The 17084-nt window shown below is 71.0% G+C and carries 16 protein-coding genes; 8 read left to right on the forward strand and 8 right to left on the reverse strand.

The features are described from left to right. Positions 1-36: 36 nt before the first annotated feature. The 4 genes from ACWPOB_RS28115 to ACWPOB_RS28130 all read right to left on the reverse strand — a co-directional run bounded on the left by ACWPOB_RS28115 (position 37) and on the right by ACWPOB_RS28130 (position 3630). Positions 37-753, reverse strand: coding sequence for a maleylpyruvate isomerase family mycothiol-dependent enzyme (locus ACWPOB_RS28115; RefSeq protein WP_455402820.1), 717 nt, complete (start codon positions 751-753; stop codon positions 37-39). Between the two features lie 10 nt (positions 754-763). Continuing rightward, entirely contained in the window at positions 764-1585 is an 822-nt protein-coding gene (locus ACWPOB_RS28120; RefSeq protein ID WP_455402821.1) for a fumarylacetoacetate hydrolase family protein, read from the reverse strand. 6 nt (positions 1586-1591) lie between these two features. Further along, positions 1592-2662 carry a cupin domain-containing protein gene (locus ACWPOB_RS28125; RefSeq protein ID WP_455402822.1) on the reverse strand — a complete coding sequence of 357 codons (1071 nt, stop codon included), beginning with the start codon at positions 2660-2662 and terminating at the stop codon, positions 1592-1594. A gap of 125 nt (positions 2663-2787) precedes the next feature. Beyond that, complete coding sequence (locus ACWPOB_RS28130; protein ID WP_100057181.1) at positions 2788-3630, reverse strand: IclR family transcriptional regulator; 843 nt, start codon at positions 3628-3630, stop codon at positions 2788-2790. A gap of 47 nt (positions 3631-3677) precedes the next feature. On the opposite strand from ACWPOB_RS28130, the gene ACWPOB_RS28135 reads away from it, so the two are divergent. From ACWPOB_RS28135 to lhgO, 3 genes are all read left to right on the forward strand, one after another. Continuing rightward, entirely contained in the window at positions 3678-4931 is a 1254-nt protein-coding gene (locus ACWPOB_RS28135; RefSeq protein WP_455402823.1) for an MFS transporter, read from the forward strand. A gap of 39 nt (positions 4932-4970) precedes the next feature. Beyond that, positions 4971-6167 (forward strand): FAD-dependent monooxygenase, encoded by a 1197-nt coding sequence (locus ACWPOB_RS28140; protein ID WP_100057179.1) that lies wholly within the window; start codon positions 4971-4973, stop codon positions 6165-6167. A gap of 87 nt (positions 6168-6254) precedes the next feature. Further along, a complete protein-coding gene (lhgO, locus tag ACWPOB_RS28145) occupies positions 6255-7460 on the forward strand; it encodes an L-2-hydroxyglutarate oxidase (RefSeq protein WP_455402824.1) in 1206 nt (401 codons plus the stop codon). A 4-nt stretch (positions 7461-7464) separates the two neighbouring features. Here lhgO and ACWPOB_RS28150 read toward each other — a convergent pair whose 3' ends face one another. Next, positions 7465-8172, reverse strand: coding sequence for a type 1 glutamine amidotransferase (locus ACWPOB_RS28150; protein WP_455402825.1), 708 nt, complete (start codon positions 8170-8172; stop codon positions 7465-7467). 159 nt (positions 8173-8331) lie between these two features. On the opposite strand from ACWPOB_RS28150, the gene ACWPOB_RS28155 reads away from it, so the two are divergent. The 5 genes from ACWPOB_RS28155 (at position 8332) to ACWPOB_RS28175 (ending at position 12440) form a co-directional block, all read left to right on the forward strand. Then, positions 8332-8985: an SDR family oxidoreductase gene (locus ACWPOB_RS28155; protein WP_455402826.1), complete on the forward strand. Its 654-nt coding sequence runs from the start codon at positions 8332-8334 to the stop codon at positions 8983-8985. A gap of 82 nt (positions 8986-9067) precedes the next feature. Next, complete coding sequence (locus ACWPOB_RS28160; protein WP_455402827.1) at positions 9068-9595, forward strand: flavodoxin domain-containing protein; 528 nt, start codon at positions 9068-9070, stop codon at positions 9593-9595. Beyond that, the gene (locus tag ACWPOB_RS28165; RefSeq protein WP_455402828.1) at positions 9592-10440 is read left to right on the forward strand and encodes an alpha/beta fold hydrolase; all 849 of its coding nucleotides are present in this window, start codon (positions 9592-9594) and stop codon (positions 10438-10440) included. Before ACWPOB_RS28160 ends, ACWPOB_RS28165 begins: the two co-directional genes overlap by 4 nt. 39 nt (positions 10441-10479) lie before the next feature. After that, positions 10480-11010 (forward strand): flavodoxin domain-containing protein, encoded by a 531-nt coding sequence (locus ACWPOB_RS28170; protein ID WP_455402829.1) that lies wholly within the window; start codon positions 10480-10482, stop codon positions 11008-11010. A gap of 407 nt (positions 11011-11417) precedes the next feature. Beyond that, positions 11418-12440, forward strand: a complete 1023-nt coding sequence (locus ACWPOB_RS28175) for an alpha/beta hydrolase (protein ID WP_455402830.1) — start codon at positions 11418-11420, stop codon at positions 12438-12440. Between the two features lie 64 nt (positions 12441-12504). On the opposite strand, the gene ACWPOB_RS28180 is transcribed toward ACWPOB_RS28175, so the two are convergent. From ACWPOB_RS28180 to ACWPOB_RS28190, 3 genes are all read right to left on the reverse strand, one after another. Next, complete coding sequence (locus tag ACWPOB_RS28180) at positions 12505-14469, reverse strand: FAD-dependent monooxygenase (protein WP_455402831.1); 1965 nt, start codon at positions 14467-14469, stop codon at positions 12505-12507. A 3-nt stretch (positions 14470-14472) separates the two neighbouring features. Next, the gene (locus ACWPOB_RS28185) at positions 14473-15813 is read right to left on the reverse strand and encodes an MFS transporter (protein ID WP_455402832.1); all 1341 of its coding nucleotides are present in this window, start codon (positions 15811-15813) and stop codon (positions 14473-14475) included. 135 nt (positions 15814-15948) lie between these two features. Beyond that, positions 15949-16884, reverse strand: a complete 936-nt coding sequence (locus ACWPOB_RS28190) for a LysR substrate-binding domain-containing protein (RefSeq protein ID WP_455402833.1) — start codon at positions 16882-16884, stop codon at positions 15949-15951. Between the last annotated feature and the right edge of the window lie 200 nt (positions 16885-17084).

The following is a 17084-nucleotide window of genomic DNA, read 5'->3' on the forward strand; positions in this document are numbered from 1 at the left end:
TGTCCGGTCGCAGGCCCCCGTCGTCGTGTGGGGTGATCAGAGCCAGCGCGGCGGCTGCACGTCGGCGCCGGCGGTGAGTCTGACGGCGCCGCGTCCGGCGGCCCAGCGCACCACGGCGGCGAGCGGGCCGCTCACCTTGGTGACCGGGTCGGCGTCCTGCTGCACGGCGATCGGGTCGCGACCGTCGACCTCGAGCACGAGGCCGGCGCCGAGATCCTTCTTGCGCCACATCCCCACGATGTCGTCGAGCAGCGAGTCGAGGACGACGGGCGGGAAGTCGCCGAAGCGCGCGCCGTTGCCCAGATCCACCGCGTGGATCCACACCTCGCGGGTGCGCATCCAGGCGGTCTCCTCGGCCGGAACCATCCGGCCCTGCGCCGTGCGGACCTGCGCCTGCCACGCCGACTCCGGCAGGTGCCGCCACTTCTCGTCGAGCCGGGCCACGGTGTGGGTGAACAGGTTCCGCAGCGCCGCCGCGTTGAGGGTGGCGCCCTCGGCGATCTCCTGTCCGCGCTGCTCGGTGGAGGCGTACATGGGCGTCTCGACGCCCGTGGCGGCCCAGTCCATGAGCCGGCACAGGGCCGCGGCGTTGTAGCCCACGTGCGCGACGAGGTGCTTACGCGTCCACCCCTCGAGCGCGGTCGGTGCGTCCAGCTCGTCGTCGGTGAGTTCGGCGAGACGCTGGGAGAAGTACGCGGTGCCGCGCCGGGCGATCAGCAGCCGCTCGGACAGGTCGAGATCGTTGAACCCCACGGGTGAGCTCCTACTTGACGATGGTCTTGTTGCGCACCGAACCGAGGCCCTCGATGCTGACCTCGACCGTCTCCCCGTTCTGGATGTAGCGAGCAGGCTTACGGGCGTGCCCGACCCCACCGGTGGTGCCGGTGATGATGACGTCGCCGGGCTGCAGGGTGACGATGTGGGAAATGTAGTCCACCAGCTTGGCCGGGGTGAACACCAGGTCGTCCGTGGTGGCCGACTGCATGACCTCACCCTCGAGCCGGGTCTCGATGCGCGAGCCGAGGGCGTAGTCGGTGCTCAGGAACGGACCGAAGCCGCTGGTCTTCTCGAACGTCTTGCCCTGATCCCACTGCAGCGTGCGGTACTGGTAGTCGCGCATCGTGTAGTCGTTGATCACCGAATAGCCGGCGATGTACTGCTCGGCGTCGGCCTCGGAGACCTGGTACGCCTGCTTGCCGATGACGACGGCCAGCTCGGCCTCCCAGTCGAGCTGCGCGGCGGCGTACTCGGGGACGATCACGTCGTCGTAGGGGCCGGTGAGGGCCTCCTTGAACTTCGAGAACAGGGTCGGGTACTCGGGCAGGTCGCGGCCCATCTCCTTGATGTGGGTCCCGTAGTTCAACCCGACGCAGACGATCTTGCCGGGGTTCGGCACGACCGGCGCGTAGCCGGCGTTCGTCAGGTCGACGGTGCGCCCGGAGGCCTGCTCGGCGACGGTCTTCCAGTCCGGGTCGGTCAGCAGCGCGGACAGGTCGGCGTAGCCGTCGATCACGGTGGCGGTGGTGTCGGAATCGACGCGCACGGCGGCGGTCGTGCCGTCGAGGCGGAGGGTGGCGAGTCGCATGTCGGGTCAGGCTCCTTCGGAGATGTAGGTGCGGTTGAAGTGCAGGCGTTCGACGATCGGGGCGTCGGAGAAGGCGAACAGGTCGACGCCGCCGTCGGTCTCGAGCGACCACTCCACCCAGGACGGCACGACGATCATGTCCCCCTTGGTGACCGTGTGGTCCTGGCCGCCGAGGTGGAAGCGACCTTCGCCCTCGAAGACCTGGAACACGGTCGAGCCGACGTCGCGCCGGGTGCGGGTGTGCGCGCCGGCGCGCAGCCGGTGGAACTCGGCGCGGATCGTGGGCATGACGTCGCCGCCGGTGGTCGGGTTGGTGTACCGGATGGCGGCGTGGCCGGGTTCCGGGGTGGCGGCGTAGCCCTCGTCCTCGAGGGCGAGCTGCTCGTTCAGGGCGGCGTCGGTGTACTTCCAGCGGTAGCACGCGATCGGCGAGCTGGACTTGGCGTCGAGGCCGACGAGCGGGCGCAGGCCGGGGTGCACCCACAGCCGCTCGGAGCGGGAGACGTCCGGGGTGGACTCGTCGGTCACGCCGTCGGAGCCGAACTCGAAGAACCCGGTGTCGGTGTAGTGGACGAACGGGATGTCGAGGCCGTCGATCCACGCCATCGGATGGTCGGTCTCGTTGTGGTGGCCGTGGAAGTTCCAGCCCGGAGTGAGCAGGAAGTCGCCGCGGCACATGGCCACCGGATCGCCGTTGACGACGGTCCACACGCCCTCGCCTTCGACGACGAACCGGAAGGCGTTCTGCGAGTGCCGGTGCTCGGGCGCGGTCTCCTTGGGGCCGAGGTACTGGATCGCCGCCCACAGCGTGGGGGTGACGTAGGGGACGCCGCCGAGACCGGGGTTGGCCAGCGCGATGGCACGCCGCTCGCCGCCGCGGCCGACGGGCACGAGATCGCCCGCCCGCTGGGCCAGCGGGTACAGGGTCGACCACTTCCACACGAACGGCACGGCCTTGGACGTCGGGGCCATCGGCATCAGGTCGCCCAGCTGGGTCCACAGCGGATTGAGGTGCTCGGTCTCGAAGTCTGCGTAGAGCTGCTGCAGCTCCGGATCGGTGTTCTCGGTAGCGGTCATGACCTCTCCTCGTGAAGCGGGACACATGCGGCGTTGCTCTCAACGTAGGTCGCCCGCCCTCCCGCAGCACAAACAATTCTTCTATGCGGAATCCCCGCGCCACCCGCCACAGGGCCCGGGCCGCGTCATTCGATGTGCGCGACGTCGACCTCGATCCCCCGGACCGTCGCGCGCATCCGGGAGACGAGGGACCCGTTCAGATGCTGGCGGTACCGCGTGATCGGCACCGCGGCCGTGATCGCCGCGATCGCCCGCCCGCGGCCGTTGCGGACGGCGACACCGAATGCGGCGACTCCCTCCTCGGTCTGCTCCACGTTGACGGCGAACCCCACCCTGCGGGCCGCCTCGAGCTCGGCGAAGAACACCTCGAATTCCCCGGGGGCGAGCCGGCGGTCCACCCCGTACCCCGCGGTCCGGCGCGGATCGATGTGGGGCTCTTCCGGCGGCCTCAGGTAGAGCTGCTCGAGCGTCTGCCTGGGCAACTCCGCCAACAGGATTCGACCTCCGGCCGTGAGCTCGGCGGCCAGCACCTGACCCTGCCGGTCGCCGACCCGCAGCATCGACTCGGACTCCGCGGAGTAGAGGAACCGGGCCTGCGACCCGACCCGGATGACGAGGTTGATCGTCTCGCCGGTCAGGATCGCCAGCGCCTCCATGTGCGGCCGGCAGAGTTCGGTGAGTTCCCGCGTCCAGCCCTGCTGCGCGGGTCCCACTCCCATCGCCGGGCCGGGGTGGTAACGGCGCTTCTCGTCCTGCACGGCGAACCCCCGATACACCAGCATCGACAGCAGGCGGTGGGCCGTCGACGGGGCCGTCCCGAGTTCCTCGGCGGCGTCCTTGAGCCGCAGCGCACCGACGTCGCGGAGCATCTGCAGCAGGCGCAGGGCGTTGTCCACCGATTCCAGGGCATACGACGGCCGGGTGATGGTCTTCGATGCCTTCTTCGGGGCCGCGGACTTTTTCTGCACACCAGAACTTTATTGCACCGGAGCGTGGGGCGCATCACGGTAGAGCCATGCACAGTTCCCCTGGCGCCGACGCCGCCCCCGGCGAACGCACGATCGTCCTGAATCGCGGCACGGCGCTCGCCGTGATCGTCTGCTGGCTGTTCGTCGTCTTCGACGGCTACGACCTCATCGTCTACGGCAACGTCATCTCCAGCCTCCAGGACGAGTGGGGCATCAGCTCCTCGACCGCCGGAACCCTCGGCAGCCTCGCGTTCCTCGGCATGATGATCGGCGCGGTGCTCGCCGGGCGCCTGTCCGACGCGATCGGCCGCAAGCAGGCCGTCATCGGCTGCGTGGTGGTGCTGTCGGTGTTCACCACGCTCTGTGCCTTCGCCACCGGTCCGTTCATGTTCGGCGCCATGCGGCTGATCGCCGGACTCGGCCTCGGCGGCCTGGTACCGACGTCGAACGCCCTGGCCGCCGAACTCGTTCCGCGGCGGTGGCGCGCCGCCGTCGCGACGATGATGATGTCCGGCGTGCCGATCGGCGGATCCATCGCGGCCCTGCTCGGCATCCCGGTCATCCCGAACTGGGGCTGGCGCCCGATGTTCCTGTTCGCGCTCGTGCCCCTGTTCGTCCTCGTGCCGTTGGCGCTGAAGTACCTGCCCAACACCCATTCCAAGACGGACGCCCCTGCCGGCGGCGGCTTCCGCGAACTGCTCGGCTCGAGGTTCCGGACCATCAGCATCATGTTCGCCCTGGTCACCGTGGTGACGCTGCTCGCCTGGTACGGCCTGGGCACGTGGCTGCCGAAGCTCATGCAGAACACGGGCACCGACCTCGGCAGCGCCCTGACCTTCGCGCTGGCGCTGAACCTCGGCGCGGTGGCCGGCTCGTTCATCACCGCGTGGGGCGGCGTGCGGTTCGGCACCGTGCCCACCAGCATCGTCGCGGCGTTCGTCGCCGGCGTGGCCCTGCTCACCCTGCTGCTCTCCCCGCCCACGGCGGTGGTGTACGCGATCTTCGTGCTCGCCGGCGTGGGCACCCACGGAACGCAGTGCCTCATCATCGCGGCGGTGGCCTCCTACTACCCCGACCATCTGCGCGGCACCGCGCTCGGCTGGGCACTCGGCGTCGGCCGGATCGGTGCCGTCGCCGCCCCGCAGATCGGCGGCTGGCTGCTCGCCGCCGGACTGGGCGCGAACTCGAACTTCATCCTCTTCGGCGTGAGCGCGCTGATCGCCTCGCTGTTGCTGACCGTCGTGTGGAAGCGCTTCCCTGTCAGCGACGACGCGCCGCGCGGCCCGATCATAGCCCACTGATCCATTCGTCATATCGATCTACCGACCACAAGGAGTGTCATGTCCGATCTGAAGGACGCGCGGGTTCTCATCGCCGGCGGCGGCATCGGCGGAGTCGCCAACGCCCTCGCCCTCGCCCTCAGGGGAGCCGAGGTCACGCTGTTCGAGCGCGCTTCGGAGTTCGGCGAAGTGGGCGCCGGACTGCAGATCGGCCCGCACGGCTCCCGCATCCTCCAGGCGCTCGGTGTCTACGACGAGGTCATCTCCAAGGGTGTCCTGCCGAAGAACCTCGTCTTCCGCGACGCCGTCACCGCCGAGATCCTCACCAAGGTCGACCTCGGCCACGACTACCAGCAGCACTACGGCGGCGTGTACTTCGTCGTCCACCGCTCGGATCTGCACGCGGTGCTCGTCGAGGCCGCCCGCCGGGCCGGCGCCGACCTGCGCACCGACGCCCCCGTGAACGACGTCGTCACCGAAGGCGACAAGGTCCGCGTCATCCTCGAGAACGGTGAGGAGCACGTCGGCGACATCGCTCTCGGCATGGACGGCCTGCACTCGCGGCTGCGCCCGAAGCTGTCCGACGACAAGCCGGTCGGCTCCGGATACGTCGCCTTCCGCGGCACGTTCCCGATGAACGAGGTCCCGCTCGAGGAAGAGATCGAGGACGTCGTCGGCTACATCGGCCCGCGCTGCCACTTCATCCAGTACCCGCTGCGCCAGGGTGAGATGCTCAACCAGGTTGCCGTCTTCCAGTCGCCCGCATTCCTGCGCGGTGAAGAGAAGTGGGGCAGCCCGGACGAGCTCGCGCACGCCTACGACCACTGCCACGAAAGCGTCCAGGCCGCGCTGAAGTACCTGTGGACCGACCGCTGGTGGCCGATGTTCGACCGCAACCCGATCGACAACTGGGTCGACGGCCGCATGATCCTGCTCGGCGACGCCGCGCACCCGCCGCTGCAGTACCTCGCCTCCGGCGCCGTCATGGCACTCGAGGACGCCAAGTGCCTGGCCGACTACGCCGCCGAGGACTACCAGGGCGACAACGCCAACTGGCCGAAGATCCTGCGCGACGTCAACGCCGAGCGCGCACCGCGCTGCAACCGCATCCTCACCACCGGTCGCATGTGGGGCGACCTCTGGCACCTCGACGGTGCCGGCCGCGAGGCCCGCAACGAGCTGTTCCGCATCCGCGACACGTCGAGCTACAAGTACACCGACTGGCTGTGGGGCTACAGCTCCGACCGCAACCGCTGAGCCACCGGGTGTGTGGCCGAATGTCACACGCGTTCGATCCAAGCGAACCCGTGTGACATTCGGCCGCCGGCTCGTAGGCTGGCGCGCATGGGTTCGCTGCGGGCCGCCGTCGTGGGCGGGGGGATCATCGGCGCCGCCACCGCGCGGAAGCTGGCGATGCACGGGGCCGACGTCACCCTCTTCGAGAAGGAACCCCGGCTCGCCGCGCACCAGACCGGCCACAACAGCGGGGTGGTGCACGCCGGGCTGTACTATCCGCCCGGCAGCCTCAAGGCGCGCCTGTGCCGGCGCGGGGTGCAGTTGCTGGCCGAGTTCACCACCGCCCGCGGACTGCCGCACGAGGAGTGCGGCAAGCTCGTCGTCGCGCTCGACGACAGCGAACTCGGGCGTCTCGACGCCATCCACGACCGGGCCGTCGCCAACGGGGTGCCGGGGATCCGCCGGATCGGGCCCGACGAGATCACCGACATCGAGCCGCACGCGCGCGGCATCGCCGCCCTGCACTCCCCCCACACCGCCATCGTCGACTACGTCGCGGTGACCACCGCCCTCGCCGACGACGTCACCGCGGCGGGCGGCACCGTCCGGCTCGCCACGCCCGTCACGGCGATCCGCTCCCGCGGCGACGAGGTGCTCGTCGGCACCGACACCGGCACGGACGGCTTCGACCTGGTGATCACGTGCGCGGGCCTGCAGTCGGATCGGCTCGCCCACGGCGCCGGGGACCTCGCGACACCCGCGATCGTGCCGTTCCTCGGCGACTACCACCTGCTGCGGCCCGAGGCGGCCGGGCGGGTGCGCGGACTGATCTATCCGGTGCCCGATCCGCGGTACCCGTTCCTCGGCGTGCACCTGACCAAACGGATCGACGGCGCGATCATGGTCGGGCCCAACGCGTTCCTGGCGCCGGGCCGCGAGGCGTACGGCCGCCGGTCGGGGTCGCTGCGGGACCTGCGCGACGCCCTCGTCTTCCCCGGATTCCACCGCTTCGCGGTCCGCAACGTCCCGGCCGCGACGCGCGAGCTGCGCACGGCCGTGAGCATCCGGCGGTTCGTCGCCGAGGCCGCGAAGTACGTGCCCGGGTTGACCGTCGCCGACGTGCTGCCCGGCCCGCGGGGGATCCGCGCGCAGGCCATGGAGGCCGACGGCTCGCTCGTCGACGACTTCGTCATCACCGGGCACGGGCGCGTGGTCCACCTGCGCAACGCCCCCTCCCCCGGCGCGACGTCGTCGATGGCGATCGCCGAGCACCTCGTCGGCGCGGCGCTCGAGCGGGCCGGTCTGCAGGCCTGAGCGCTCACACGACGTACGTCTCGAGCCACCGCTTCATCACGGCCGTCGCGTGCGCGACGGTCTCGGGCTGTACCGACCGAAGTTCGGCGGCGACGGCGTCGGCGGACCCGGGCCCGAGGGCCGCCTCGAGCGACGCCCGGTACTCGTCGATCGCGAGCCAGTCACCGAGCTGGCCGGCGTCGGCCTCGAGATGGAACTGCACGCCGTAACTGCTGCCGTGCCGGAACACCTGGTTCGGGTAGGCCCGCGACGACGCGAGCAGGGTGGCGCCCGGCGGCAGGTCGAAGGTGTCGGCGTGCCACTGCAGCACCGGGAAGGTGGACGGCAGCTCGCCCCACACCGGGTCGGCGGCCGAGGCGTGCGCGAGTTCCACCTCGCCCACGCCGACCTCCGGGACGGGGCCGGTGTAGACGTCGGCGCCGAGGGCCGCGGCGAGCAGCTGCGCGCCGAGACACACCCCCCACACCGGAATGCCGGCGGCGACGGCGGACCGCAGGTACGCGATCTCCTCCGCCAGCCACGGCAGCGTCGCGGCGTCGGCGACGCCCATCGGGCCGCCCATGACGACGACGGCGGCGTAGTCGAGCGCCGCGGGCAGCGGGTCGCGCCCGAGCCGGACGGTGCGCACCTGCGCGTACTGCTCGAGCACCGGCAGATACGCGGCGGGGCCCTCGCATTCGACGTGGCGGAGTTCCAGGACGACAGGGTTCATCGCCCCAGCATGCCCGCTGTACGTTGCACCTCGGGTGCCCGGGGCGTGAACGTTCGGTGAGCGAACGTCGCCGACCGGTGCTCCCCCACGGACCACCACCGCCGTGGTGCGATGGTGGGAGGCGGCCCGACGGGCGGGCCGGCGACGGAAGGATTCGACATGGCACGGATCGTGATCATCGGCGGCCACGGGAAGGTGGCACTGCACCTCGAGCGGCTGCTCGCCGACGCCGGCGACGAGGTGACCGCGGTGATCCGCAACCCCGACCACGCCGACGACGTGCGCGCCGCGGGCGCGACCCCCGTCGTGGCCGACGTCGAGCACCTCGGCGTCGACGAACTCGTGCCGCTGCTGTCCGGTCACGACGCCGTGGTGTGGTCGGCCGGCGCGGGCGGCGGCAACCCGCAGCGCACGTACGCCGTCGACCGCGACGCGGCGATCGCCTCGATGACCGCGGCCGAGCGCGCGGGGGCTCGCCGCTACGTCATGGTGTCGTACTTCGGGGCCGGCCCGGACCACGGCGTGCCCGAGGACAACGGCTTCCATCCGTACGCCGAGGCGAAGGCGGCCGCGGACGCACACCTGCGCGGCACCGATCTGGACTGGACGATCCTGGGTCCGAGCCTGTTGACCCTGGATCCGCCGACGGGCCGGATCGAGATCGACCCGGACGCCGGCAAGGGGCAGGTCTCGCGGGCGGACGTGGCGGCGGTCGCGGCGGCGGTGCTGCACCGGCCCGCGACAGCGCGGCGCACCATCGAGTTCAACAACGGGGACACCCCGATCGAGGAGGCCCTCGACGCACTCGGCTGAGGAGCGCTTGACGGGTGACGCCGGCGGGGCCGATGGTGGAACGGGCCGGCAGGAACACAGCTCGACGACAGGGGTATCCGCCATGAAGGTTCTCGTTGCCTACGCCAGCCGGCACGGCGCCACCGCCGGGATCGCGGAGCGGATCGCCGAGGTGATCCGGACCGAGGGGCACGCGGCGGACACTCTGGAACTGCCGGCTCCCGCGTCGGTGGACGACTACGACGCCTGCGTCGTCGGCAGTTCCGCCTACCTGGGGCACTGGGAGAAGGCGGCGAGCGCGTTCGTCCGCGAGCACCGCGACGGACTCGTCGCCCGCCCGGTCTGGCTGTTCACCAGCGGACCGCTCGGCACCGACGAGGTCGACGAACAGGGACAGAACGTGCGCGAGAGCGCGGCACCGCAGGAACTGTCGGAGCTGACCGATGCGGTCGCGCCACGGGAGCATCACGTGTTCTTCGGCGCCCTCGACCCGAAGACGCTCGGTGTCGGAGCTCGGTTGCTGCGCAAGCTACCCGCCGGACGAAAGCTCTTGCCCGAAGGCGATTTCCGGGACTGGCAGGAGATCGAGGACTGGGCGAGGAGCATCGCACGGACGCTGGACGCGGCGTGATCGCAGCGCAGGAGGGCACCTGGAACTCGGGCATGCCCTACCTGCGCGCCGGTACGGGTCCGCCCCTGCTGTTCATGCCCGGCCTGTCGAATCACCACCGGCCACCCCGCGGCTTCGACCGCCGCACCCAGTGGGGACAGATCGCGCCCTGGACGACGACGCGGCGCGTGTGGTGGGTGAACCGCCGGCCGGGCCTGCAGCCGGGGACCACCATGTCGGATCTCGCCTGCGACTACGCGGAGGCGATGCCCGACCACTTCCCCGGCCCGGTCGACGTCCTCGGCGTCTCGACCGGCGGCAGCGTCGCGCTCCAGCTGGCTCTCGACCACCCGGCGCTGGTGCGCAGGTTGGTGCTCGTGGCGTCGGCGCACCGCCTCGGCCCGGGCCGCGAGGTGCAGCGACGGGCCGCGGCCGCCGTGCGCGAGGGGCATCCGCGACGGGCGATGGCGGAGCTCGCGGCGACGACGGGGGCGCGATGGTGGTCGCGCGGGCTGCTGTGGGCGCTGGGCTGGCTGCTCGAGCCGTCGGGTGCCCGGCACGGGTACGACGATTTCCTCGCCGTGGCCGAGGCCGAGGACCGCTTCGACGTGACCGCCCGGCTCCCCGAGGTGTCGTGTCCGGTGCTCGTGGTCGGCGGCGACCGGGACGGCTTCTACGGCGCGGCACTGTTCCGGGAGGCCGCGGCGGCCGTGCCGCGGGGCCGGGCGCTCGTCCATCCCGGGGTGGGCCACCTGGGCGTGATAACGGGTGAGCGGAGCGTGAGGGACGCTTCGAGCTTTCTCGACACTCCCGACGCGCCGGACTTCCCAGGGAACTGGCGGGCACCCTCCGGCACAGCCGGATAATCGTCGCGTCATCGGGACAGGTCGGCGGAGGGAGCTCACGTGAAGGTACTGGTGGCGTACACGACGGCATACGGGGCGGCCCGCGGCGTGGCCGAACGGATCGCGCAGCGGCTCACCGAGGCCGGGCACGACGCGGACCTGCGGGATTTGGCCGAGCCGGTCGATCCGTCGGCCTACGCCGCGATCGTGCTCGGCAGTTCGGTGCACAACGGGCAGTGGCTCGCTCCCGCCGCTCGTTTCGCGGATCTGCACCGCGCGCACCTCGCGGGGAAGCCCGCGTGGCTGTTCTCGGTGCAGACCATCGGTGCGACGAGCGCGATGATCTCCGCGCGGCTGGCCGGGTGGGTGCGGCCGAAGATGAAGGAGCCGAAGGTGGCGGCGGCGCTGCGGGCGACGGCGAACGTGCGCGAGTACCGGGCATTCGCCGGGGCGATCGCGCCGGAGCAGTGGCCGGGGCCTCTGGGCCGGGTGGTGTTCCGCCTGACCGGCGGCCGGTACGGCGATCACCGGGACTGGGCCGACATCGACGCCTTCGCCGCCCGGATCGTCCGGAATATCGACCGGCCGTAGCCGGGAATTCACATTTCGGGCCGACCGCGCGAATCGCACATAATTCCGAATCCCCGCGCCCCGGCTGCGGTCCGAACAATATTCTCACCCATATATCTGCAGGTTTCCCCGGCCCTGACCGGCGGAAATAGCGAATATCAAATAAAAAAGGGCAATCGGTACCCGAATTACCTGCGACTCAACCACACTCGTGTTACACATGAAAAGTCCGCCCGAACAAACAGAATGAAGGAGCTTTCATGTCAAGCCTCCAAGATTTGCTCGGTTCACTCGAACTCGGCGACCTGCTCGAACTTATCCTGGATCTGCTCAGCTGACCGTCCGACGCATAGGAGCCCGCACATGCCCCGTGCGGGCTCTTGTGCGTCGTAGCATCGAATGATCCCGTCCCGACCGAAGGTGATCCCATGCGCCGTCCGAGACCGTTCCGTCGAGTGACGGCAGTCGTCGCGGCGACGCTGACGGCCGCCGCGCTCGCCGTGGCCGCACCCGCGGCGGCACAGCCGGCCCCGAGCGCCGACGGTTCGTACCTCGAGCGCAGCGAGGACAACAGCCCTCGGCAGCGCACCCTGCACGTGTACTCGGCGTCGATGAGCCGCGTGATTCCGGTGGCGGTGCTGCTGCCGCGGGACACGAGCGCCCCACGCCCGGTGCTGTACCTGCTCGCCGGCGCCGGCGGCGGCGACGGCGGCACCCTCACCTGGCTCGACCGCACCGACGTGGCCGACTTCTTCGCCGACAAGGACGTCAACGTGGTGCTGCCGCTCGAAGGCGCGTTCAGCTACTACACCGACTGGAAGCAGGACGACCCGGTCCTCGGCCGGAACCGGTGGACGACCTTCCTCACCCGCGAGCTGCCGCCGATCGTCAACGCGGCTCTCGGCGCCACCGGGGCTAATGCCATTGCGGGACTGTCGATGTCGGGGACTTCTGTGCTGAGTCTCGCGGAATCCGCACCGGGCCTGTACCGCGGTGTCGGCGCCTTCAGTGGCTGCGCCCAGACGAGCACCCGTCCCGGCCGGACCTACGTCGAACTCGTCGTCGAGGTGCGCGGTGGCGGCGACACCGACAACATGTGGGGTCCCGAAGGCGACCCCGCATGGGTGGCCAACGACCCCTACATCAACGCTGAGCAGCTGCGCGGGACGCAGATCTACCTGTCCAACGGCACCGGGTTGCCCGGTCCGTACGACCGGCTCGATCATCCGAACGTCGCCGGCGACCCGGCGAACCTCGCCGAGCAGGTCGTCGTCGGGGGCATCATCGAGGCCGCCACCAACGAATGCACGCATCTGCTGGCGCGACGGCTCGCCGAGCTCGGCATCCCGGCCACCGTCGACTTCCGTCCCGTGGGCACCCATTCCTGGGGCTACTGGCAGGAGGACCTGCACCGGGCCTGGCCGATGCTCGGCGCCGCCATCGGCGCCTGACACACAACGCGGGACGGCGCCCCCGTCCGGGATCGCCGGGCGGGGGCGCCGTCGTCGGACGGACTCAGGCCTGTGGGGCCAGTTCCTCGGTGCGTACCGGCGACGTGTCGGTCGCCGCAGCGATGGCCTCTTCGAACTCGCGGTGGCCGGCCTGCGCGCCGAGCTGCAGGGCGAGCCGGACCAGGAAGCCTTCCCGGTCGGACGGGTCCACCTGATCGAGCGCATCCGACAGACCCAGCCACACGTTCTCGCGGCGCTGCTCGTCGTCGGTGAGCACCTGCGCGGGGCGTGCGGGGACGGCCGGGCCCTCGGGTGCCGTGCCGGCGCGGAGCGCGGCCGCGACGCCGGACAGTTCGGCGACCGGCACCCGGCACAGCAGCAGGCCGTCGGGGCGGATGACGAAGGCCTCGCCCGCGGTCGCGCCGAGTGCCTCGGCCAGGTCGGGCGCGTCGAGCACCGCGACCCCGTCGGCTGCAGCACCGCCGACGGCAGCAGGACTGTCGGCACCGCCGACGGCAGCAGGACTGTCGGCACCGCCGACGGCAACGGCGCGCACGCTCTCCGGCGCGAGTGCGGCGGCGAGGTCGGCGGCGGCCGCGGCGAGGGCGGCGCTGCCGTCGGCGTCGAGGCCGAAGCCCACGACGGCGAAGCCGGTGCCGCGGACCACGTTGAGCGACGACGCGGTGCTGCCGTCGGCGGTGACGACCCGCACGCGGCGGTCCTCGACGGGGTCACCGGGCAGCACCCCGGTCAGGCCCTCCGCGACCGGCCAGGTCAGCGGCGACAGGCGAGCGTGGGTGGCGCTGGACTGGCGCGGGTTGATCAGTTCACCGAACTCGGGGCGGCCCACGGCGAGCGCCAGCACCGCGTCGCGGGTGGTGCGGTAGCCATGGGTTCCCGGGGACATGATGAGCGTGGACTTGCCGGCGTTCGCGACGTTCTGCTCCCACGCGTCGTGCCGCTCGATCGAGTACGCCTGCAGCAGCGCGGCGTCGGCGTTGCCGTGGACGACAGCGGCGAGCTGCCAGGCCAGCGTCTCGGCGTCCTCCATGCCGGAGTTCAGGCCGCGCACGCCGAAGATCGGCACGAGGTGCGCGGCGTCGCCGGCGAAGAGGATGCGGTCGTGGGTGAACTCGCGCAGCGCGAGGGCGCGGGCGCTGTAGAACCCGTGCCACTCGAGCGTCCAGGGCAGGTCGTTCTGCAGCCAGTCGAGGTGCTTGGCGATGCGGGCCCGGATGGCGTCTTCCTGGGTCTCGATCTCCGCGTCCTCGGACGGGTCGAGCTGGTAGTCGATGCGCCAGATGTTCTTCGGCTGCTTGTGCATGATGATCGTCGAGCCGGGGTTGCTCGGCGGATCGAACCAGACCATGCGCTCGGCGGGCAGGTCCGACTCCCAGTGGATGTCGGCGATGACGTAGCGGCCCTCGTAGTTGGTGCCCTCGAGGCGCAGGCCCGCGAGCTCGCGCATGCGGCTGCGGCCGCCGTCGGCGGCGACGACCCACGCGGCGCGCAGGTGACGCTTGCCGAACGCGGTGTCGACCTCGAGGGTCACCTCGTCGTCGCCGCGGAGGATGCCGGCGATGCTCGCCTGCCAGTGCAGCGTGATGAGCGGGTTCTGCTCGATGGTGTCGACGACGATCTGCTCGTACTCGGACTGCGAGACGTTGATCATCGGCGGCCGCACATCGAACTCGCGCTGCGGCATCCGGAAGTGCAGCACCTGCTGGTCGCGGTAGAAGCTGCGGCCACCGACCCAGGGCAGGACGATCTTCTCGAGCTCGGCACCGAAGCCGAGGCGTGCGGCGGCCTCGAGGCTGTGCCGGGAGATGCAGATGGCGCGGCTGCCGAAGGAGACCTGGTCCGCCGCCTCGAGGATCGTCACGGGGATGCCGCGCTGCGCGAGACCGAGGGCGACGGCCATGCCGACGGGTCCGGCTCCGACGACGACGACGGGCAGCGCCTCGGCGTCGGGCTGCATCGACGGGAAGTCGGATGCGGGGTACTTGGGGGGCTGGTAGTAGGTCGACATGCCTCAGGCCACTTCCTGCTCGGACCGATGGGAGGGCGCCACCGCGACCGACGGGTCGTGGGGGTGGCGAAGAAGGAGGATGCTGATCAGGCTGACGAGCGCGATCAGCACGAAGTACGCGGTGACGGCGAGCGAGGTGCCGAAGGCCGCGAAGAGGGAGGTCGCCACGATGGGGGCGAGGCCGCCGCCGAGGATCGCGCCGATCTGGTAGCCGAGCGACGCGCCGCTGTAGCGGATGTGGGCGGGGAACAGCTCGGCGAACAGGGCGGACTGCGGCCCGGCGCAGGCGCCGAGGGCGAAACCGAGGGTGATCATCGCGACGAGCATCACGGGCAGGATCGCGGTGTCCATCAGCGGGAAGAACAGTGCCGCGACGAGCACGAGGGCGATCGAGCTGACGATGTAGACGCGGCGCCGGCCGACGATGTCGGACTTGTACGCGCTGATCGCCATGCCGGCCATCCAGAACGGGCACGAGGCGATGAGCAGGAACAGCATCGTGGACTTGTCGAAGCCCAGTTCCTTCTCCCCGTACTTGAGGACGTAGACCATGTAGGCGTAGGCGATGCCGTTGGTGGCGACGAAGGTGCCGCCGGCGAGCAGCACGGTCTTCCAGTGCTTGACGAGGACCTCGGCGAGCGGGAGCTTGACGTCCCCGGCGGCGTCCCGGCTCTTCTCGAAGTCGGCGCTCTCCTCGAGCCCGAGCCGGATCCACATGGCGACGCCGACGAGGACGGCGCTGAGCAGGAACGGCACGCGCCAGCCCCAGTCCGCGAACGCGGCATCGTCGAGGACGGCCGTCAGCGGCAGGAAGACGAGGTTGGCGAGGAGGACGCCCGCGGGAACGCCGATCTGGGGTGCGGCGCCGTAGAGGCCGCGCTTGCCGGCGGGGGCGTTCTCGGTGGCGACGAGGACGGCCCCGCCCCATTCGCCGCCCACGCCGAGGCCCTGGACGAAGCGCAGGGCCACCAGCAGGATCGGGGCGGCGACGCCGATGGCGGCGTAGTTGGGCAGCAGACCGATGGCGACGGTCGCGAAGCCCATCAGCAGCAGCGAGGTGACCAGCATCGACTTGCGGCCGACGCGGTCGCCGAAGTGGCCCATGACGATGCCGCCGATGGGGCGGGCCACGAAGCCGACGGCGAGGGTCGCGAAGGCGGCGAGGGTGCCGGCCAGTTCGGACGTGCCGGGGAAGAACTGCGGCCCGAGCACGAGGGCGGCGGCGGTGCCGTAGATGAAGAAGTCGTACCACTCGATCGCGGTGCCGACGAAACTGCCGAGCGCCGCCTTGCGGGCCTTGCGCTGCAGTACCTCCGGCGACGGTGCCGGCGCGGTAATCGTCATATGTTGCTTGCCTTTCACGATGCGGCCCGCGTCACGGCGGACCGGGCAAGCATGACCCCCATCACAAGCGGTTGAAAAGCGCAACTATTCGTGCTGATACCCCGGAAATTCCGTGGTACTCCGGATCACCGCAGGTCAGGGTCTCGCGATGGGTGTCCCTCCGGTGGACGCGAAGTGAATGAATGCTCGTGTCACCCGGCTGAGCATCGAGTCCTGATGCCACGCGACGACCACGTCGACGGAGTCGGGAACCGGATCGACGAGTGGCCTGACGACGAGCGGGAGATTCTCGTACGTCACGTCGAGCGGGGGCCGCTGCAGCAGCAGGGTCCACCCCAGACCGCGACCGACGAAGGCCCTCGCCGTCTCGTAGTTGGAGGTGCGGTAGGCCACGCGCGGCGCGAACCCGGCGCCCCGGCACACCTCCATCGCGTGGTTGCTGCTCGGCGGCGCGTCGAGCAGCACCATCGGGTCGTCGCGCAGATCGGCCAGCCGCACCGGGCCGTCCCCGCCGGCGAGACGGTGGTTCGCGTCGAGCAGCACCGTCGGCTCGCGCGTCATCAGCGTCGCCTTGCGCCACTCCGCGGACAGTTCGAGGTCATAGACGATCGCGAGGTCGAGCTCGCCGTTGTCGAGCTGGGTGCGCAGCCGGTTCTGGGTGTCTTCCCGGAACTCGACCCGCGCGCGCGGGAAGCGGTGGGTGAATCCGGCGAGCAGCGCGGGCAGCACCGTCGGCCCGAGGGCGGGGTAGCACCCGATGGCGACGGGGCCGGCCACACCGCCGCCCTCCCCCACCGCGTCGGCCTGCAGTTCGCTCGCCTGGTGCAACAGCACCCGGGCGCGGGCGAGCACCGCCTCCCCCATCGCCGTCAGCTGCACGCCGCGCGCCCGCCGTCGCACGGCCAGCTGCGTCTGGAGCGACTTCTCGAGGTCGGTGAGCGCCGCGGACAGCGCGGACTGTGACAGGTGCAGCCGCTCGGCGGCGCCGCTGATCGTTCCCGTCTCGGCGACCGCGACGAACGCCGCGAGCTGGCGCATGGTGAAGTTGGGGACCGGGTCGGGACGGGTCATGCGGGCAACGGTATCGAGCGGGAGCTTTCTACCCCCAGCGGGAGGTTGTCGCCGGTGCCACTCGACGGATGGCGCAGCGACAGCCCGGTGGTCGCGCCAACCCCCCGTTCCCACGGACCCACGCCCGTCGCGGCGCTCAGGCGGGCGCGCAGCAGCAGCAGCGCGACGTCCCGCCCGACATCGACTACGCGCGGCGGGGC

The sequence above is a fragment of the Rhodococcus sp. 2H158 genome (assembly GCF_053764755.1).